The organism is Bradyrhizobium nanningense (assembly GCF_004114535.1).
Classification (GTDB): domain Bacteria; phylum Pseudomonadota; class Alphaproteobacteria; order Rhizobiales; family Xanthobacteraceae; genus Bradyrhizobium; species Bradyrhizobium nanningense.
Genome location: NZ_LBJC01000005.1, coordinates 424,254 through 442,582, shown reverse-complemented (window position 1 = coordinate 442,582; position 18,329 = coordinate 424,254). Strand labels below are relative to the sequence as shown.

The 18,329-nt window shown below is 64.4% G+C and carries 15 protein-coding genes; 4 read left to right on the top strand and 11 right to left on the bottom strand.

Features of this window, described 5'->3' with window-relative positions; translation table 11 throughout:
- The 4 genes from XH84_RS03825 to XH84_RS03810 form a co-directional block, all read right to left on the bottom strand.
- The coding region (locus XH84_RS03825) for a caspase family protein (RefSeq protein WP_208757035.1) at positions 1 to 1,520 on the bottom strand (1,520 nt) is incomplete at its 3' end.
- Between the two features lie 313 nt (positions 1,521 to 1,833).
- On the bottom strand, positions 1,834 to 2,577 hold the full coding sequence (locus tag XH84_RS03820) for a carbonic anhydrase (RefSeq protein ID WP_128917375.1): 744 nt from the start codon (positions 2,575 to 2,577) through the stop codon (positions 1,834 to 1,836).
- A 111-nt stretch (positions 2,578 to 2,688) separates the two neighbouring features.
- Positions 2,689 to 6,192, bottom strand: a complete 3,504-nt coding sequence (dnaE, locus tag XH84_RS03815) for a DNA polymerase III subunit alpha (RefSeq protein ID WP_128917376.1) — start codon at positions 6,190 to 6,192, stop codon at positions 2,689 to 2,691.
- A gap of 484 nt (positions 6,193 to 6,676) precedes the next feature.
- Complete coding sequence (locus XH84_RS03810) at positions 6,677 to 7,399, bottom strand: outer membrane protein (RefSeq protein ID WP_128917377.1); 723 nt, start codon at positions 7,397 to 7,399, stop codon at positions 6,677 to 6,679.
- A 253-nt stretch (positions 7,400 to 7,652) separates the two neighbouring features.
- Between XH84_RS03810 and XH84_RS03805 the strand changes: the two genes are divergently transcribed.
- Positions 7,653 to 7,961 carry a DUF3551 domain-containing protein gene (locus XH84_RS03805; RefSeq protein WP_128917729.1) on the top strand — a complete coding sequence of 103 codons (309 nt, stop codon included), beginning with the start codon at positions 7,653 to 7,655 and terminating at the stop codon, positions 7,959 to 7,961.
- A gap of 1 nt (position 7,962) precedes the next feature.
- Positions 7,963 to 8,235, top strand: coding sequence for a DUF3551 domain-containing protein (locus XH84_RS03800; protein WP_128917378.1), 273 nt, complete (start codon positions 7,963 to 7,965; stop codon positions 8,233 to 8,235).
- Between the two features lie 61 nt (positions 8,236 to 8,296).
- On the opposite strand, the gene map is transcribed toward XH84_RS03800, so the two are convergent.
- The 3 genes from map to XH84_RS03785 form a co-directional block, all read right to left on the bottom strand.
- Entirely contained in the window at positions 8,297 to 9,046 is a 750-nt protein-coding gene (map, locus tag XH84_RS03795) for a type I methionyl aminopeptidase (protein WP_128917379.1), read from the bottom strand.
- Between the two features lie 162 nt (positions 9,047 to 9,208).
- Entirely contained in the window at positions 9,209 to 10,108 is a 900-nt protein-coding gene (locus XH84_RS03790) for a GNAT family N-acetyltransferase (RefSeq protein WP_164935975.1), read from the bottom strand.
- Positions 10,109 to 10,223: 115 nt separating this feature from the next.
- Entirely contained in the window at positions 10,224 to 11,600 is a 1,377-nt protein-coding gene (locus XH84_RS03785) for an FAD-binding oxidoreductase (RefSeq protein ID WP_128917380.1), read from the bottom strand.
- A 107-nt stretch (positions 11,601 to 11,707) separates the two neighbouring features.
- Between XH84_RS03785 and XH84_RS03780 the strand changes: the two genes are divergently transcribed.
- Complete coding sequence (locus tag XH84_RS03780) at positions 11,708 to 12,616, top strand: LysR substrate-binding domain-containing protein (protein ID WP_128917381.1); 909 nt, start codon at positions 11,708 to 11,710, stop codon at positions 12,614 to 12,616.
- Positions 12,617 to 12,735: 119 nt separating this feature from the next.
- On the opposite strand, the gene XH84_RS03775 is transcribed toward XH84_RS03780, so the two are convergent.
- Complete coding sequence (locus tag XH84_RS03775; protein ID WP_128917382.1) at positions 12,736 to 13,509, bottom strand: helix-turn-helix transcriptional regulator; 774 nt, start codon at positions 13,507 to 13,509, stop codon at positions 12,736 to 12,738.
- Between the two features lie 111 nt (positions 13,510 to 13,620).
- On the opposite strand from XH84_RS03775, the gene XH84_RS03770 reads away from it, so the two are divergent.
- The gene (locus XH84_RS03770; protein ID WP_128917383.1) at positions 13,621 to 14,700 is read left to right on the top strand and encodes a quinone oxidoreductase family protein; all 1,080 of its coding nucleotides are present in this window, start codon (positions 13,621 to 13,623) and stop codon (positions 14,698 to 14,700) included.
- 92 nt (positions 14,701 to 14,792) lie between these two features.
- Here XH84_RS03770 and XH84_RS03765 read toward each other — a convergent pair whose 3' ends face one another.
- The 3 genes from XH84_RS03765 to proS form a co-directional block, all read right to left on the bottom strand.
- A complete protein-coding gene (locus XH84_RS03765; protein WP_164935976.1) occupies positions 14,793 to 15,494 on the bottom strand; it encodes an ABC transporter ATP-binding protein in 702 nt (233 codons plus the stop codon).
- A 7-nt stretch (positions 15,495 to 15,501) separates the two neighbouring features.
- On the bottom strand, positions 15,502 to 16,782 hold the full coding sequence (locus XH84_RS03760; RefSeq protein WP_128917385.1) for a lipoprotein-releasing ABC transporter permease subunit: 1,281 nt from the start codon (positions 16,780 to 16,782) through the stop codon (positions 15,502 to 15,504).
- Positions 16,783 to 16,872: 90 nt separating this feature from the next.
- Positions 16,873 to 18,192, bottom strand: a complete 1,320-nt coding sequence (gene proS, locus XH84_RS03755) for a proline--tRNA ligase (protein WP_128917386.1) — start codon at positions 18,190 to 18,192, stop codon at positions 16,873 to 16,875.
- Positions 18,193 to 18,329: the final 137 nt, after the last annotated feature.

Below are 18,329 nucleotides of genomic sequence, written 5' to 3'. Positions count from 1 at the left end.
GGGCTGGCGCGGCCGGCAACCGCCGGCGCCAGACTGCCCGGACCGGGCGCCGGCCCCGCGGCCGGCGCCGGCGGCTGGTTGATCACGTTGTTGATGACCGTCGTATTGTGGATGTTCTGGTAGATGATGTTGTTCGGCGGCGGCGCGACGTAGACCGGGGGACTGACGAACGCCGGGATCGGCACGAACACCGGCTGCGGCAGCACGAACAGGCCGACCACCGGCAGCGGCGGCGGCAGCACGACGAAATCCGGCGGCGGCGGCGGTAGATAGTAGACCGGCGGCGGCGGTGGCGGCGCGAAGCCGAAATCGGGGTCGCTGAAATACAGCACCGGACGGTCGACATAGACCACCTCCTCCGGCGGCGGTGGCGGCACGTCGTAGTCGATCATCGCAAAGCTCGGCGGCGGCTCGGCCGGCGCGGTGAGGATCGCGAGGCGCCGGCGTGCATCCGCCGCATGCGGCCCGCGCGGATAGCGGCGTAGATACGACCAATAGGCCTCCGGCGTGTCGGTCCGGTAGGTCCGCCGCCAGGTGATCGCCTCGCGGCGCGCCGCGACGATCGCCATCACGCGCTTTGCGAGTGGATCACCGGGATAGGCGGCGAGAAATTCCTCATAGGCCGGCAGCGTGTCGCGTTCGAGCGCGGCGGCATAGGCGTCCTGCACGCCGAGATCGCGGATCGGCTTGCTCCGGATCGCGGCGACCTGGTCCGGCGCGGCCTCCGGCGGCGGCGCATCGGGCCCGCGCTCGAAGAACGAGAACGGCGCCGAGATCTTCTGCTCGTTCCAGGGCACCTGCGCACCCTTGGAGGCCTCGTTGACGCGCAGGCGGACGCGGTCGAACACCTCGGGCAGCGGCAGGCCGCCGGTGCGGATCATCTCGGCCAGTGACTGCGCATAGATGCCATATGGCCCCGGCTCCTGCGGGGCCACAGTGCCGGGCGCAGCGTTGAAGGCGATCAGCATGTTCGCTTCCGGCTCGACCAGCGCCAGACCGCTCGCGATCTGCTGACCGCCCTCGATGAAAGGCTGCGCGCGGGCCGCGTCGAGCACGACGATGTTGGCCTTGAGCGGAATGGACGCGAGCTGGCGCACATAGTCGCTGACGCGCAGGGCCTCGGTCGGAATGTCGGTGTCGCGGGCGATGTTGGAATCGACCGGGACGAAGTAGTTCTCGCCGGCAAGCTGCACGCCATAGCCGGCGAGATAGATCATCGCGACCGTTCCCGGCCCCGAGGCCTGGGCCTTCTGGATGAAGTCGCGGAAACTCTTGCGCAGCGTGTCGCCGTCGAGATCGCGCGCTCCGACGACGTCGAAGCCGGCCGCCTGCAGCGTCTGTGCGATCAGGCCGGCGTCGTTGGCGGTCGTTGCCAGCGGTGACTTGGCATAGGCGCCATTGCCGACCACGAGCGCGATGCGCTTCTCCTGCTGCTGGGCCCGGGCTGCGTCCGGCGCGCCGGCGGCAAGAGCCACGATCGGCAGGAGAAGGCAAATGAAAACTCTGAACGTCCCACGCATGGCTTGCTTGCCCGTGATTGTTGTTGAGGTGCCACCACGCATCAAGCGCGCGGCCGGCTGAACGGCCGTTGAACGAAAAGCTCGGATTGAGGCGATGGCGTGGCCTTCGTCACGGCCGGCGTCAGCTCCAAGTCAGCTTGAAGTCAGCCTCAAATCAGCCGCGGCGCAGCCTAGAAACTGCGCGAGACTCGTTCAAGTCCCCAACGGTGCGATCAGATCGGGCGTCGAGCATCGCGCCGGCCGAATGTACGGCGGCCGGCCTCTGTTGGGCAGAGGCACGACCGCCTGGCCCCGGTACTCCGGAAGGTGGGCTTTAGCCCTGGGCAAGCAACTCGACGGTCCCCGTGCTCAACCGATAGATACCGCCGACCACCTTGAGCTTGCCCTGCTCGACCGCGGCATTGAGGATCGGGGCGGCCGATTTGAGCTTGGCAACGTTGTCGATGACGTTCTGGCGGATGGCGTTGTCGAGCGCATTCCCGCTCTGCTGCGCCGCCGTCTTCACCGCCGGCGCGATCGCGGAGACCAGCGTGGGGATGTGCCCGGGCAGCGGCTTGTCGTCCTTCAGCGACTTGATCGTCGCGTCGACGGCACCGCAATTGTCGTGGCCGAGCACCAGGATCAGGGGCGTGCCGAGCACGGCGACGGTGTATTCCATGCTCGCAACCGTCTCATCGCCGGCAAAATTTCCGGCGACGCGACACACGAACAGGTCGCCGCGTCCACTGTCGAAGGCATATTCGGGCGCGATCCGTGAATCGGCGCAGCTCAGAACGGCCGCGTAGGGATTTTGACCGCCGACCAGTGCCTCGCGCTCATGCGTGAAGTCGTGGCGGCGCGAAACGCCTGACACGTAGCGCGAATTGCCCTCCATCAGCCGCTTCAGCGCCGCATCGGGCGACAGCACGTTCTGAGGTTTCGGCGGCGCCTTCGCGTTCTTGGCCGACGCAGGCCCGCCAAAGGCCGCCATCCCGAGCGCGGAGGCGGCGAAAAGCATCATCGAGCGGCGGGAGGGAGCGAGCGATTGATGCAGATTTTCAGAGCATTTGTCACACATGGTTGTTCTTCCTTGGTTGCGCGCCGGGCGACAACTGATAGCTGTGCCCGGCAGACTTCGAAACCATGCGTGAGCTTGATAGTTAAGCTTTGGTTTGCGGCGCTGACAGTGTCAGATCTGTTGCACGTCCACCACGCCCGCGACCGCCTTGATCGCGCCGGCGATCTGCGGCGAGACCTTGAAGCGGCCGGGCAGCTTCATCTCGACCTCGGTCTCGAGGTCGAGCATCATCACCAGCGAGACCTCGCCGTCGCCATTTCCGCGCGGCGCGATGCCCGGACTGCCGACCTTCGGCGCGGCGCCGTTCGATGCGGCCATGTCGGGGCCGGCCAAACGCTTGGCGATCGAATCCAGCGGCTTGGTGTCGCGCACGAAGATGCGCAGGCCCTTCTGCGTCTTGGCGGCGGCATCGTCGAGCGGCTCGGCGTGCAGCACGCGGGCGCGGACGTCCTCGCCCTGCAGCTCGGCGCCCAGTTGCAGCAGCACGGCGGCGCCCGGCTCCAGCACGTCGCGATATTGCGCGAGGCCTTCGGAGAACAGCACCGCCTCGAAGTGGCCCGTGGGATCGGAGAGCCCCATGATGCCCATCTTGTTGCCGGTCTTGGTGCGCCGCTCCATGCGCGAGACCACGGTGGCCGCGACCTTGCCGGCGGTGGCGCCGGTCTTCACCGCGCGCGAGAATTCCGCCCAGCTCTGCACCCGAAGCCGCTTCAGCACGGTGGCGTAATCGTCGAGCGGATGGCCCGAAAGGAAGAAGCCGACGGCGTCGTATTCGCGGCGGAGTTTTTCGGCCGGCAGCCACGGCTCGATCTGCGGCAGCATGATGGTGGGTGCATCCGCCGACATCCCGAACATGTCGTTCTGGCCGATGGTCTCGGCCTGATGCGCGCGCTGGCAGGCGGCCAGGATCGAGTCCGCGCCGGCGAAGACGCGGGCACGGTTCGGCTCCAGCGTGTCGAAGGCGCCGGCGGCGGCGAGACTTTCGATGATGCGCTTGTTGATCGCGCGCGGATTGACCCGCGCGGCGAAGTCGGCGAGCGAGGTGAACAATCCCCGCTTGGTGCGTTCTTCGATGATCTGCTCGATCGCCTGGATGCCGACGCCCTTCAGCGCCGCGAGCGCGTAGTAGATCGTCTTCTCGCCGACCTCGAAGGTCGCGCCCGACCGGTTGATGTTCGGCGGCTCGACCTTGATGCCGAGGCGCTGCGCCTCCGAGCGGAATTCGGAGAGCTTGTCGGTGTTGTTGAGATCGAGCGTCATCGACGCGGCGATGAACTCCACCGGATAATGCGCCTTCATGTAGGCGGTGTGGTAGGACACCAGCGCATAGGCTGCCGCATGGCTCTTGTTGAAGCCGTAGTCGGCGAACTTGGCCAGCAGCTCGAAGATGGTCTCGGCCTGCCCCTTCGGCACGCCGTTCTTCACCGCGCCCGCGACGAAGATGTCGCGCTGCTTGTCCATCTCGGCGCGGATCTTCTTGCCCATGGCGCGGCGCAAGAGGTCGGCGTCGCCGAGCGAATAGCCCGACATCACCTGCGCGATCTGCATCACCTGTTCCTGGTAGATGATGACGCCGAAGGTCTCCTTCAGGATCGGCTCCAGCACGGGATGCAGATATTCCGGCTCCTCGTCGCCATGCTTGCGCGCGCAATAGGTCGGGATGTTCGCCATCGGGCCCGGCCGATACAGCGCGACCAGCGCGATGATGTCCTCGAAACGGTCCGGGCGCATATCGACGAGCGCGCGCCGCATGCCCTGGCTTTCAACCTGGAACACGCCGACCACCTCGCCGCGGGCCAGCATCTGGTAGCTCTCGGCATCGTCGATCGGCAGCGTGGCGAGATCGATGTGGATGTTGCGCGGCTTCAGCAGCTTCACCGCGACGTCGAGCACGGTCAGCGTCTTCAACCCGAGGAAGTCGAATTTGACGAGGCCGGCCGGCTCGACCCATTTCATGTTGAACTGGGTCACCGGCATGTCCGACTTCGGATCGCGGTACATCGGCACGAGTTCGCTCAAGGGGCGATCGCCAATCACGATGCCGGCGGCATGGGTCGAGGCGTGCCGCGTCAGGCCTTCGAGGCGCTGGGCGATGTCGAAGGCGCGCGCCACGATCGGATCTTCGTCGCGGAATGCCTGGAGCTTCGGCTCACTCTCGATCGCCGCCGCGAGCGTGACGGGCGCGGCCGGATTCTGCGGCACCAGCTTGGTCAGCTTGTCGACCTGGCCATAGGGCATTTGCAGCACGCGACCGACGTCGCGCAGCACGCCGCGCGCCTGCAGCGTTCCGAAGGTGATGATCTGCGCGACCTGGTCGCGGCCGTAGCGCTGCTGGACGTACTTGATCACCTCGCCGCGGCGGTCCTGGCAGAAGTCGATGTCGAAGTCCGGCATCGAGACGCGTTCGGGATTGAGGAAGCGCTCGAACAGCAGGCCGAACTTGATGGGATCGAGGTCGGTGATGGTCAGCGCCCATGCCACCAGCGAGCCCGCGCCGGAGCCGCGGCCCGGCCCGACCGGAATGCCTTGGCTCTTCGCCCATTTGATGAAGTCGGACACGATCAGGAAGTAGCCCGCGTATTTCATGCGCATGATGACGTCGAGCTCGAACGCCAGGCGCTTGTCGTAATCCTCTTCGGTGGTGCCTTGCGACAGGCCGTGGACGCTGAGGCGCTTGGCGAGCCCTTCCTCCGCCTGGCGCTTCAATTCGGCCGCCTCGACTGCGGCGGCGTCCGAGCTCTGCGCGGCGCCGACGGTGAAGAACGGCAGGATCGGCTTGCGCGTCATCGGGCGGAACGAGCAACGCTCGGCGATCTCCACCGTCGAGGCCAGCGCCTCGGGAATGTCGGCGAACAGCACCGCCATCTCGGCACGCGTCTTGAAACGATGATCGGGCGTGAGCTGCTCGCGCTCGGTCTCGGCGATCAGCCGCCCGCCGGCGATGCAGAGCAGCGCGTCATGCGCCTCGTAATCATCGGTCGTCGCGAAATAAGGCTCGTTGGTCGCGACCAGCGGCAGACCCTGGGCGTAGGCGATGTCGATCAAGCTGCTTTCGACGCGCCGCTCCTTCTCGGTGTTGTGGCGCTGCAATTCGATATAGAGGCGATCGCCGAACAGGCCGGTCAGACGCTCGCAGCGTAAGGCCGCAAGCTCGGCATGACCGCCGGCCAGTGCCAGCGAGATCGGCCCGTCCGGTCCGCCCGTCAGCGCGATCAGGCCCTCGGTCTCGCCCTCGAGCCAGTCGAACTTGATGAACGGCGCATGGGTGTCAGGCGTCTCCAGGAACGCGCGCGAGTTCAGCCGCATCAGGCTGCGATAGCCGCGCTCCTGCGCTGCCAGCAGCACCACGCGCGACGGCGCCATCGCGCTGCGCGCATTCGGATCCTGATCGCCGAAATCGATCGCCAGCTCGCAGCCGACGATCGGCTGGATGCCGGAACCCGCCATCTTGTCGGAGAATTCCAGCGCGCCGAACATGTTGTCGGTGTCGGTCAGCGCCAGGGCCGGCTGGTGGTCCTTCTTGGCAAGCTCGGCGAGCTTGGCGATCTTGATCGAGCCCTTGAGCAGCGAATAGGCCGAGTGAACGTGAAGGTGGACAAATCCGGCGCTCGGCATGGTCGCGTGACGGCCTCTTGCAGATGGAATGGAGCGGTCGCCGGCTCTTCAAGGCATCATGCACCCGCATCTGCCCTCTTCCGCCGACTCGCCGCGCAATGGTGAGGTGTCGCAGCTTCAGAGTCCACGTCGGAGCGGCCAATTGGCCGCGTCGTCCTGCTTTTCCCCAAGGGCACGGCCGAGAAGGAACGCCGGACTACAAAACCGCTGCCCTAGAGCTGCGGTATGACTTGAGCCCAGATCGCGATCATCCCGACGAACAGCGTGATCGACGCCAGTGCGGCGGCCTCTTCGACGAAAACCCTGAACATGTCTCGCTCCCTTGCTAGAACGTATGAAGAACATTGTTCTCATTTTGTTCTGCAGAGTCAAGCGTGGCGGACGACCTCCAGGGGCAATGGTTAACTCGCTGAATTCACGCAATAAAAAAGCCCCGGCGAAGGCCGGGGCTTTTCGACGAACGCTCGAAGGCGAGCGATCAGGATCAGTAACGGCCGAGCACCGGCCCGCCGAACTTGTAGTTGAGGCGGACGAGCCCCATGTCGACGTCCTGCTTGATGCGGTCGGTACCCGCCAAGCCTGCGAACGCGACATCCTTGTCCGACAGGAAGATGTGGTTGTACTCGACGCCAACCGACCAGTTCGGCGCAAAACCGTACTCGAGGCCGGCGCCGACCGTACCGCCCCAACGGGTCTGGTCGTTCGAGGACAGCAGCGCGCCCGAGGCCGTGCTGAACACGTCGTACTTGACGCCGACCACAGCCGCACCGCCCTTGACGTAGAGCAGGACGTTGTTCCAGGCGTAGCCGACCTGACCGGTGATCAGACCGAACGAATCGATCTTCGAGCGATTGCGAGTGGCGAACAGCGCGCTGACGTTGTCACCCGAGAAGTCGGCCCAGTTGCCCTGACCTTCCACGCCGAACACCCACTGGCCGGACTGCCAGCGATAGCCGATCTGGCCACCGACCGTGCCGCCGGTCGCATCGTGCGAACCCTCACGGCCGCCGCCGACGAGATCCCAGGTGGAGTGCGACGAACCGCCGCCGCCGTTGATACCGATGTAGAAGCCGCTCCAGTCGTAGATCGCGGCGACCATCGCGGGCGCCTTGGTGTAGGGCCGTGCTGCGAGGTCAGCAGCCAGCGCCGGCGCGGCCGCGCTCAGCGCGACAAGGCTCACAGCAGCAAGCAACAAATTCTTCTTCATTTGATTCCCGTTCCAGTTTCGTCGATGGGCCCCCCGGCCGTGCGTTGGTCATAACAGCGATCAACGGAATTGCTGTAACCTCGACGCCACAGTTCGCGCCAAAGGCCCGCGTTTCATTAATGAAGATTTATCAGCGCGTGTCCGAAACCCTTTGAAACAAGTGTTTTCTGTAGTTCCATTGTCGACGAGACGAGATAAATTGCATGCACGCGTAACAACGTCGCGCGCACATTCGCGTGATGGAGAATTGAAGATGCGTAGAGGAATTGCCTCCCCCATTGTCGCCACATTTTCGCTCGCTCTCGCCACATTTGCACTGGCGTCGAGCGCAAGCACACCCGCGCGCGCGTTTGGCACGCATCATCCGTTCTGCCTCACCGGCGATGAATGGCCGGGGCTCAGCAATTGCAGGTTCGACACCTACGCGCAGTGTCAGGCAAGCGCATCGGGCCGCGCGCTGACCTGCATCGCAAATCCATATTTTGCGGGACAGAGCGATGATCCGTACGCCTATCAAAATCGTCCGCGCAATCTGGCGCCCGGGTACTACCTGCCACGCTGAGATGCGCCGCGTCCCTGTCGCGCTCCTCTCGGCGGGCGTGCTGCTCGCGACCGCGGCTGCTCACGCGCAGACCTATGACCCGAGCTATCCCGTCTGCATGCAGATCTACGGCCCCGTCGGCTATTTTGACTGCCGCTACGGCTCGCTCGAGCAGTGCAAATATCTCGCCGTCGGACGTTCGGCGAGTTGCGTGGTGAACCCGTATTTTCCACCGAAGAAACCTGCTCGCCGCGCGAGGCCGGCCACCCAGACGCCGACGCCGCGATCGCCCTGATCGAGACCGGCCCTTCAGATCATCGACCGTCTGACGTGATCCGTCCCCGTGCTCGGCAACCTTATCCAGCCATTGTCACGATCAAAGGACCGTGCCTTGTGGCGATCACGGTGTGTTCGTACTGCACGGTCGGCGCCTCGGGGCTGCTGTAGAGTGTCCATGGGTCATCGCCATTCTCCGCCCACTCGGCCCCCATGGAGAGGAACGGCTCGACGGTGAACACCAAGCCATCGGTCATGATGCGGCGTTCCGAACGATCGGGCCACGTTGCGATCTCCGTCGGCTCCTCATGGAGCGACAAACCGACACCGTGACTGGCAAGATTCCTGACCAGGCTGTAGCCGTTTTTCCGCGCAAAGCTCCCGATCGCCTGCCCGATCCCGGCAATCGGCCTGCCGGCGCCAACCTGCTGCAGGCCTGTCCACATCGCCCGCCGGCCGTTCCGGCAAAGACGCTCAATCGCACGGGCGACGGGCGGAACGGCGAAGGAGGCACCGGTATCGGCAAAGAAGCCGTTCTTCTCGGCTGACACGTCGATGTTCACGAGATCGCCGCGCGCGATCCGCCGCTCGCCCGGGATGCCGTGAGCGATCTCCTCGTTCACGCTGATGCAGGTCGCGCCGGGAAAATCGTAAGCCAGCTCCGGCGCCGAACGGGCCCCGGCGGCCTCCAGCAGCTTTCGCCCGATCTGGTCGAGTTCGGAGGTGGTCATGCCCGGCTCGATCGCCTTCCCCATCGCTTCCAGCGTATTGGCGACGATGCGCCCGATCTCTTTCAGGCGCGTCAGGTCGTCGTCATCAGAGATCGTCATGTTGGGGCTCTCTACGAAAGCCGGGGCATAGCGCTTGTGTGGGCGGCTTGCAAACCGGAGCGCGCACCGGAGAATCTTGCCGCGGCGGCGCCGCTAATTCCGCGGGGCGCATGCTCGCGGCCCGGACGTCGGCGAATGGCCCAAGTACGAGCCTGGATTGAACTACATGAAACCCGGGTTGCGCGGGAGGTAGCTGGCCCAATCTCCGAATGGTCGATTCGACATCAGCAACATCGGGAATGTCAAATGCACCCCGTGGTCGATCGCTGCCTTGAGCGCTGGCTCGCTCGCGCCCGATATGAAGGCCGAAATGGTCGGAAAATCACTCTTTGCCGCGCGCGACAACGCAGCAGCAAGCGCAGAGCCCACGAGATCCGGTCGGCGGACTGCAAGCGGGCCAATGTGTCCGTCCGAAATATAGACGTACCCTACGCACTCGCTGTCCGAGTGAATGGTGTACCCGCCCGTCGTGCCATCGCTCAGGAGATAGCGATGATGCTTTGCTCTGGAGACACCGAGAGCAACGACATCGATGAGTCCCAGCTCATCGAGCCCGGCGGTCCTGTCCGCGAGAGATTCAAGACGGAGCCGCGGCTCAGCCAAGCGCGACGCCAAACGGTCACGAGGTACGCTGACCATGTAGATCGGAAAGCGCGGGAACAGTCCGTGACGGATGTATAATCCTTGAGAAACGTTGTTGAATGTGAAGGTGATGAGCGCCTTGATCGATGCTCCGCGCATATCTGCCTGGGCGAACGTTTTACTGATGAGTTGATTGCCGATGCCATCGCTCTGGCGATCAGGGGCCACGAACAGCTGCGCCAGAAACCAAAGCTCGCCACAAACCCAGCTCCACGCGAAACCGACAATTTCTCCGTCGTCATCGGCTACCCAAAGACCTTCGGGATCGTCCGCTAGCGAGAAAGCTTGGAAATCCTGCGGACGGGAGGACGCCATCCTTCCGAAGCCCCGCCGTTCGGTGAGTTCATTGATGCTGGCGACCACCATTTCGTCGGCTTGCTTCAAGTCCTCCATGCGAGCGGGCCGGCACACGATAGCCATTTCGAGTCCTCCCCCGGAATCGCCACGCCCCGCCGACTAACGAAACGGGCCGCAGCATCGTCATCTTTGACCGACGTCTTAACAGGATGAGAGCGACGAAATCCTTGTCTGGAAATCAGGCCAGCGGCCGGATGTTCTGGTTCATGCGGAAGAAGTTAGTCGGGTCGTATTTCGCTTTGATCCGCTGCAGACGCCGGTAATTCGGTCCATAGGCGGCAGCGACAGGATCGCCGGTCTCGTCATCATCGAGATAATTGACATAGCGGCCTGAGGCAAAGAAGGGGCGCATCCTTTCGTAGGTGTCTCGTGCCCAGGAGATGCAGCGGCTCGTATCGCTGGGCTGCATCCATTGCGCAAGGATCAGAAAATTATAGCCCTCCTGCCGGTGCGGAAATGCCGTATCCGCTGTATCGACGCGGGCCGCCGCACCATGGATGTGCTCGAGGAGGAACTGCCCCATGGACGTCGGGCAACGCGCGAAACAATCGATCATGGTCGCAATCGCAGCATCGCTCAGCTCCGAGAGGAAGTTCGATTTCCAATAATTGAAGGCGCCTTTCGGATAGTTGGCGTCGAGCATGCGGTTGAGTTCGCAATAGGGCATCGGTCCGACCGCATCCAGGATCGGAGCCCCGAACTGTTTGAGCGGCCGCATCGCGTCTTCTGCATCCGCGACCGGACCGCAATGGCTGGTGACCAGGGCGGCGACTTCCGTGCCGGACCCGTCGGGCGCGTGGGTCAGGGATGCAAACAGCATGTGCTCGTCAGGCAGCGATCGCGTGCTGGCCCTGAAGAATTCGAGCACATCACGGGAGCGCTCGATCGGGTGGATGATCGGACCGCCGGTGATGATCGGCCCGACCGTATGAAGATCGTATTCGAGGCCGGTGGCGATCCCGAAGTTTCCGCCGCCTCCGCGGATGGCCCAGAACAGATCGGGCTCCTCTTGCTTGCTGGCCCGTAGAACCCTGCCCTCGGCGGTGACGAGTTCGACCGCCCGCACGTTATCCAGTGCAAGGCCGTACTTGCCCATCAGCCAGCCCAGGCCTCCGCCGAGGGTCAGGCCGGCGATCCCGGTGGTCGAGACCACGCCGCCGGTGACCGCAAGCCCGTGAAGTTGAGTTTCGCGATTAACCTCGCCCCAGGTGACGCCGCCCTGCGCCCATACGGTCTTGCCGACGGGGTCGACCCGAACGCCCTTCATGGGCGAGAGGTCGATCATGATTCCGCCGTCGATGGTTGCGCGCCCTGCCACGTTATGGCCGCCGCCGCGAACCGCGACCTCGAGGCCGAGCTTGGTCGCAAGCGCGACGGCATCAACGACATCGGCCACGCTGCGGCACCTGGCAATCAATGCCGGCCGTTTGTCGACCAGCCCATTGTGGACCCTTCGCGCCTCCTCATAACCCTCGTCGGCTGGCTTGAGGAGTTGTCCTCCGAAGGAAGCGCCAAGATCGGCGGCAGCGCTGGCGACAGATGCGATCGACGACATGACATGGTCTCCTCAGCCTGACTGGCGATATCCTCGATCGCGAGCTGTCTCGGAGCAAATCCGAAGAATTCAGGTGACGGTGAATTGATTTCACCTACACTGACCTCATGCACAAGTTGCCACCCCTGATCGAGCTTCGCGCCTTTGAAGCTGCCGCTCGCCACCTGAGCTTCAAGAAGGCCGCGGCCGAACTCGGCGTAACGCCAACGGCGATCAGCCACCAGATCGGGCTGCTTGAGCAGTATTGCGGTCGCGCTCTATTCCGCCGCAGGCCGCGGCCTCTTTCTCTGACCGATGCCGGCGCGCGGCTTTTTCCCGCCATCCGCGACGGCCTTGAGGTGTTTGCGGCTGCAATTATGGCCGTCAGGCAGGAAGGCGACCAACAGCCTCTTCGGGTGACGACGACCAACGCTTTCGCGAGCCGCTGGCTCGTGCCTCGCCTGCCCCTCTGGCGGAAGCTGCATCCCGACGTCCGGCTCGACGTCATCGGCACGGACAGTGTGCTCGATCTGCAGGCCGGAGATGGCGACGTCGCCATTCGCTATGCGACCAGCCGAGTCCGGCCGACGGACGGAATCGTCGATGATCTCTTCAGCGATACATTCTGGCCGGTCTGCAGTCCGCGTCTACTTGCAACGGGGCGGCTGAAACGACCGCTCGACCTTGCGAGCCACGTTCTGATCCACTCCTATTGGTCTCCTGCCGATCGCGAACCACCGACATGGCAGAGATGGCTCGCCACGGCTCAGCGCAGGTGGCGCGAAGTGCCCCAATTCAAGGACATGCAACACTTGAGTTTCCGGGAGGAACTGCACGCCATCGAAGCGGTGATCGCCGGACAGGGCGTGGGGGTTTTCAGTGATGTGCTCGTCGCTAACGACCTCGCAGCTGGAACGCTCGTGAAAGTGTTCAAGTTGAGTTTGCCTGGCTACAGCTTCCATGTGGTCAGCAAGCCGAACCATCCTCGCGCGCGGACCATCCGCGCCTTCTCGGAGTGGTTACGGTCAAGTCCTTGATCCGCTGCTCGGTGCGCCCGAAATGTCCAATGCAGCTCAAGCGGTGCAGGACGGACTGACCGCAACAGCTCCCGCCTGCCTCCCGACGGCAGACGCGCTGGCCTTCACCGCTCCACACCTCAGACCGGCGTGTAAATCACCAGCTTCAACGCGGGATCGTCGTTGGCCTGGAAACTGGTGTGCTCGAACCGGAGCACGCCCCTGGTCGGATGGTTCATGGTCTTGAGGCCGGACATCGTGCTGCGGATGTCGTGGGCTTCCCACCATTTGACGAATTCCGGACTACCCTGGCGCAGCCGCGTCAGCAGCTCCGCGAAGGCGGGATCGCCGGCCCAGACGTCGTGGGTGGCGCGAAACATCGCGACCATGCTCTTGGCAACCTCCGTCCAGCCCGCGCCATAGACCTTTCGCGTCTGCTTGTTCGTCAGCACCAGCAGCAGCGTGTTGCGATCCTGCTCCGGCAATTGCCCAAAGGCGAAGATGTCCTCGGCCGCCTCGTTCCAGGTCAGCACGTCCCAGCGCCGCCCGGTGATGTAGGCCGGCTGGTGCAGGCTCGCGATCATCCGCCGAATGGGTGGTGGCACGACCTCGCGCGTGAACGCGCTTCTGGTGCCGTCGCGCGCTAAGGCCTTCAGGTGGGCGTGCTCGGTCTTGCTGAGACGCAGCGCACGGGCCAGCGCGTCAATGGTGGTGACGGACGGGCTGACGGTGCGGCCCTGCTCGAGGCGGATGTACCAGTCGACGCCGATGCCGGCGAGCTGCGCGATTTCCTCACGCCGCAGCCCCGCGGTGCGCCGGCGCCGGCCGATCGGAAGCCCGACAGCCTTCGGCGACAGCTTTTCGCGGCGGGACCTGAGAAAATCGCCGAACTCGATGCGGCGTGGGTCGGCCAATGCTGTCGCTCCCGCGATGGAGGGGCTCCATAATACTAGGATAATACCAGGCCTTCTTGTCTCCTCCAAGGCGGCGCATATGGGCCTCACCCGATTTTGAGGTGAAACATCATGAAAGCTGCCGTGCTCAAATCCTTCGGTTCGCCGCTGGTAATCGAAAATGCTCCCGAACCGGTGCTCGGCACCGGCGAGGTCATCGTCGATGTCGTCGCCACACGCGTCTTGTCCTACATGAACGAGGTCTTCGATGGGACGCGCAATTACGCGCTCGACCTGCCGATTATCCCGGGTCCCGGCGGCATCGGCCGGGTGCGCGCGATCGGCCCGGATGCGACCAAGCTCGGCGTTGGGGACTGGGTGTTTTGCGATCCGACTGTGCGTTCGCGTGACGACGCCGTCGCGCCCGACATCGCACTGCAAGGGCTGACCGCTGCCGGCCCCGGCGGCATGCGCCTGCAACGGCATTTCCGCCACGGCTCGTTTGCCGAGCAGATGCGACTGCCGACCGAGAATGTGAAACCTCTCGGCGCGATCACGTCGGAAGACGCGACGCAATGGTGCGCGCTGGGCACGCTGCTGGTGCCCTACGGCGGCTTCCTGGCCGCGAACCTGCGACCAGGCGAGACCGTGCTGGTGAGCGGGGCCACCGGCAATTTCGGCAGCGCAGCCGTCTCGGTCGCGCTGGCGATGGGCGCGGCCTGCGTGGTCACGCCCGGCCGCAACGAGACGATCCTGGCTGACCTCGTCCGCCGCTTCGGCCCGCGGGTCAAACCGGTCAAGCTCACCGGCCATGAGGACGACGACCGCGAGGCGATGAAGCGCGCGGCGCCCTCGCCGATCGATTGCGTGCTCGACATCATGCCGCCCTCGGTGAGCCCCACCGTCGTGCGCGCGGCGGTCATGACGGTGCGTCCCTATGGCCGCGTCGCGCTGATGGGCGGCGTCGGCATGGCCGGCGGCGCGGGCCTCGAGCTGCCCTACCCCTGGATCATGCGCAATTGCATCAGCATCCACGGGGTCTGGATGTACCCGCCGGATGCCGCGAGCCGTCTGATCGCGCTGGTGCGCGCGGGGCTGCTGAGGCTCGAGGAGTACGAGGCGACGGCCTTCGACCTCGACCACGCCAACGAGGCCGTCGAGCACGCCGTCGCCAATGGCGGGCCGTTCAAATTGACGGTGATTCGGCCTTGAGGCCGAAGGGCGCGGCGGAGCGCCACCGCGCGATTTTTTTCGCAAATCCGCCAAGCACTTGGCTACTGTGCATGGGGTTGTTTTCGCGAATCTTAGTCGAGCTCGACCACCTGGCCGTTCGACAGCGACACCCGCCGGTCCATGCGGCCGGCGAGCTCCATGTTGTGGGTCGCGATCAGCATCGACACCTTGGTCGCCTTGACCAGCTGCATCAGGGCCTGGAACACGTGATCGGCCGTGTGCGGATCGAGGTTGCCGGTCGGCTCGTCCGCGAACAGCACCCGCGGCGCATTGGCCACCGCGCGGGCGATCGCCACGCGCTGCTGCTCGCCGCCTGACAGCTCGGCGGGGCGATGCGTGATGCGATCGCTGAGGCCGAGATAGCCGAGGATCTCCTTGGCGCGCGTAACGCTCTCGGACTTCTTCAGGCCGCGGATCATCTGCGGCAGCATGACGTTCTCGAGCGCGGAGAACTCCGGCAATAGCCGGTGCGACTGGTAGACGAAGCCGATATCGGTGCGGCGCAGCTGGGTGCGCTCGATGTCGGGCAGCTGCGAGGTCGGCGCGCCGTTGACATAGACCTCACCGGAATCCGGCGCCTCGAGCAGCCCCGCAATGTGCAGCAGCGTCGACTTGCCCGAGCCGGACGGCGCGACCAGCGCGACCGATTGGCCGGCCCATAGCGCCAGCTTGGCGCCGTCCAAGATCGTCAGCGGCACCTCACCCTGCAAATACTGCCGCTTTATCTCGTGGAGATAAATGACCGGTACATCGTCGGCCCCCTGCTGCTCCATCAGCCCCTCACTCGTACCGGAGCGCTTCGACGGGATCGAGGCGCGCGGCGCGCCACGACGGATACAGCGTCGCCAGGAACGACAGCGTCAGCGCCATGACGACGACGGCAGTGGTCTCGCCGATGTCGATCTCGGCGGGCAGCTTCGACAGGAAATAGAGCTCCGGCGAGAACAACTCGGTAGAGGTCAGCCAGGACAGGAATTGCCTGATCGATTCGATGTTGAGGCAGATCACGAGGCCGACGAAGAAGCCGACCAGCGTCCCGACCACGCCGATCGAGGCGCCCGTGATCAGGAAGACCCGCATGATCGATCCCTGCGAGGCGCCCATCGTGCGCAGGATCGCGATATCGCTGCCCTTGTCCTTCACCAGCATGATCAGGCCGGACACGATGTTCAGCGCCGCGACCAGCACGATCATGGTCAGGATCAGGAACATCACGTTACGCTCGACCTGGAGCGCGTTGAAGAAGGTCGAGTTGCGCTGCCGCCAATCGACCAGGAAGACCGGACGTCCCGCGGCCTCCGTCACCGCCTTGCGGAAGGCGTCGATCCTGTCGGGATCGGTGGTGAACACCTCGATCGAGGTGACGTCGTTGCTGCGGTTGAAATAGGCCTGCGCTTCGGCAAGCGGCATGAACACGAAGCCGAGATCGTATTCGGACATGCCGATCTCGAACACCGCGACGATCTTGTACGGCTTGATGCGCGGCGTCGTGCCCATCGGGGTGACCGCGCCCTTCGGCGCCACCAGCGTGATGCTGTCGCCGGCATGCAGCGAGAGCTGGTCGGCGAGGCGCCGGCCGATCGCCACGCCCTGCCCTTCGTCGAAGCCTTCGAGCGAGCCCTGCTTGATGTTCTTGGCGATCGAGGTGAGGTTGTTGAGGTCGTCGGAGCGGATGCCGCGCACCAGCACGCCGGAGGCATTCCAGGGCGAGGACGCCAGCGCCTGGCCGTCCACCACCGGCGCGGCCAGCCGGATGCCGTCGACCTGGCTGAGGCGGTCAGCGACATCCTTCCAGTCGGTCAGTGGCGATTCCAGCGGCTGCACCAGGATGTGGCCGTTGAGCCCGAGGATCTTGTCGAGCAGCTCTTTGCGGAAGCCGTTCATCACGGCCATGACGATGATCAGCGTCGCCACGCCCAGCATGATGCCGAGAAAGGAGAACCCGGCGATGACCGAGATGAATCCCTCCTTGCGGCGCGCCCGCAAATAGCGCGCCGACAGCATCCATTCGAATGGCGCAAAAGGCGCGGTTTGCACGGTTTCGGTCATGGTCTCATCCATCGCTCGATAATCCCATGATTCGGGGTCAATTGTGGCCGGATTGGCGGCCGCGATATCGCGCGATGAACAATATTCAGCCGACCAGCCTTATCAGCCCACAAGTCTTGCGACCGCGTCCGCAGGCGACATGGTCTCGCGGGAGCCGTCACTTCGCCGCTTGATCTCGACCTTGCCGTCGGCGAGCCCCTTCGGTCCGATCATGATCTGCCAGGGGATACCGATCAGGTCGGCGGCGGCGAATTTGGCGCCGGCGCGCTGGTCGGTGTCGTCATAGAGCACGTCGACGCCCTTGGCCGTGAGCTCGGCATAGAGCTTCTCGCAGGCCGCATCGACGGCCGCATCGCCCTGCTTGAGGTTGAGAATCGACACGCGGAAGGGCGCCACTGCTTCCGGCCATTTGATGCCGGCATCGTCATGGCAGGCCTCGATGATGGCACCCAGCAGGCGCGAGACGCCGACGCCATAGGAGCCGCCATGGATCGGCACGTCGACGCCATCGGGGCCAGCCACCAGCGCCTTCATCGGCTCGGAATATTTGGTGCCGAAATAGAAGATCTGCCCGACCTCGATGCCGCGGGTGTTCACCCGCTTGTCCGCGGGCACTTCCTGCTCGAAGCGCGCGGAATCGTGGACGTCCTCGGTCGCAGCGTACAGCGAGGTCCACTGCTTGATGATCGGCGTCAGGTCGCTCCGATAATCCACGTCCTCGCCGGGCACCGGCAGGTCCAGCACGTCGCGATTGATGAAGACGCCGGATTCCCCGGTCTCAGCCAGCACGATGAATTCGTGGCTGAGGTCACCGCCGATCGGGCCGGTCTCGGCGCGCATCGGGATCGCCTTCAGCCCCATCCGCGCAAACGTGCGCAGGTAAGCCACGAACATCTTGTTGTAGGCGACGCGCGCAGCGGCCTCGTTGAGGTCGAACGAATAGGCGTCCTTCATCAGGAACTCGCGGCCGCGCATCACGCCGAAACGCGGACGCTGCTCATCGCGGAATTTCCATTGGATATGATAGAGATTCAGCGGGAGGTTCTTGTAGGACTTCACATAGGCGCGGAAGATCTCGGTGATCATTTCCTCGTTGGTCGGCCCGTACAACAGCTCACGCTTGTGGCGGTCGGCGATGCGCAGCATCTCCGGGCCATAGGCGTCGTAACGGCCGCTCTCGCGCCAGAGGTCAGCCAGCTGCAGCGTCGGCATCAAGACCTCGATCGCGCCGGAGCGATCCTGCTCCTCGCGCACGATCTGCTCGATCTTCTTCAGCACGCGGAAGCCGAGCGGCAGCCAGGCATAGATGCCGGCCGCCTCCTGCCGGATCATGCCGGCTCGCAGCATCAGCCGATGCGAGACGATCTCCGCCTCTTTCGGATTTTCCTTCAGGATGGGCAGAAAGAACCGCGACAACCGCATGGCAACACTCTGGGAATCAGTGATCGCCTGCAGTGAAACCGGATTGAGAGCGAAAATACAAGACCGGGAATGAGGAAAAGCCGCTAAGCAGCGGAATTCCTGTCATTTTTCCGTCGGACTTCAGGTTCAGCGCGAGC

Excerpts from the sequence above, each read along its gene's own strand:
- XH84_RS03820 (WP_128917375.1), bottom strand. The coding sequence starts at position 2,577 with ATGTGTGACAAATGCTCTGAAAATCTGCATCAATCGCTCGCTCCCTCC.
- dnaE (WP_128917376.1), bottom strand. The coding sequence starts at position 6,192 with ATGCCGAGCGCCGGATTTGTCCACCTTCACGTTCACTCGGCCTATTCG.
- XH84_RS03810 (WP_128917377.1), bottom strand. The coding sequence starts at position 7,399 with ATGAAGAAGAATTTGTTGCTTGCTGCTGTGAGCCTTGTCGCGCTGAGC.
- XH84_RS03805 (WP_128917729.1), top strand. The coding sequence starts at position 7,653 with ATGCGTAGAGGAATTGCCTCCCCCATTGTCGCCACATTTTCGCTCGCT.
- XH84_RS03800 (WP_128917378.1), top strand. The coding sequence starts at position 7,963 with ATGCGCCGCGTCCCTGTCGCGCTCCTCTCGGCGGGCGTGCTGCTCGCG.
- map (WP_128917379.1), bottom strand. The coding sequence starts at position 9,046 with ATGACGATCTCTGATGACGACGACCTGACGCGCCTGAAAGAGATCGGG.
- XH84_RS03790 (WP_164935975.1), bottom strand. The coding sequence starts at position 10,108 with ATGGCTATCGTGTGCCGGCCCGCTCGCATGGAGGACTTGAAGCAAGCC.
- XH84_RS03785 (WP_128917380.1), bottom strand. The coding sequence starts at position 11,600 with ATGTCGTCGATCGCATCTGTCGCCAGCGCTGCCGCCGATCTTGGCGCT.
- XH84_RS03780 (WP_128917381.1), top strand. The coding sequence starts at position 11,708 with ATGCACAAGTTGCCACCCCTGATCGAGCTTCGCGCCTTTGAAGCTGCC.
- XH84_RS03770 (WP_128917383.1), top strand. The coding sequence starts at position 13,621 with ATGAAAGCTGCCGTGCTCAAATCCTTCGGTTCGCCGCTGGTAATCGAA.
- XH84_RS03765 (WP_164935976.1), bottom strand. The coding sequence starts at position 15,494 with ATGGAGCAGCAGGGGGCCGACGATGTACCGGTCATTTATCTCCACGAG.
- XH84_RS03760 (WP_128917385.1), bottom strand. The coding sequence starts at position 16,782 with ATGGATGAGACCATGACCGAAACCGTGCAAACCGCGCCTTTTGCGCCA.
- proS (WP_128917386.1), bottom strand. The coding sequence starts at position 18,192 with ATGCGGTTGTCGCGGTTCTTTCTGCCCATCCTGAAGGAAAATCCGAAA.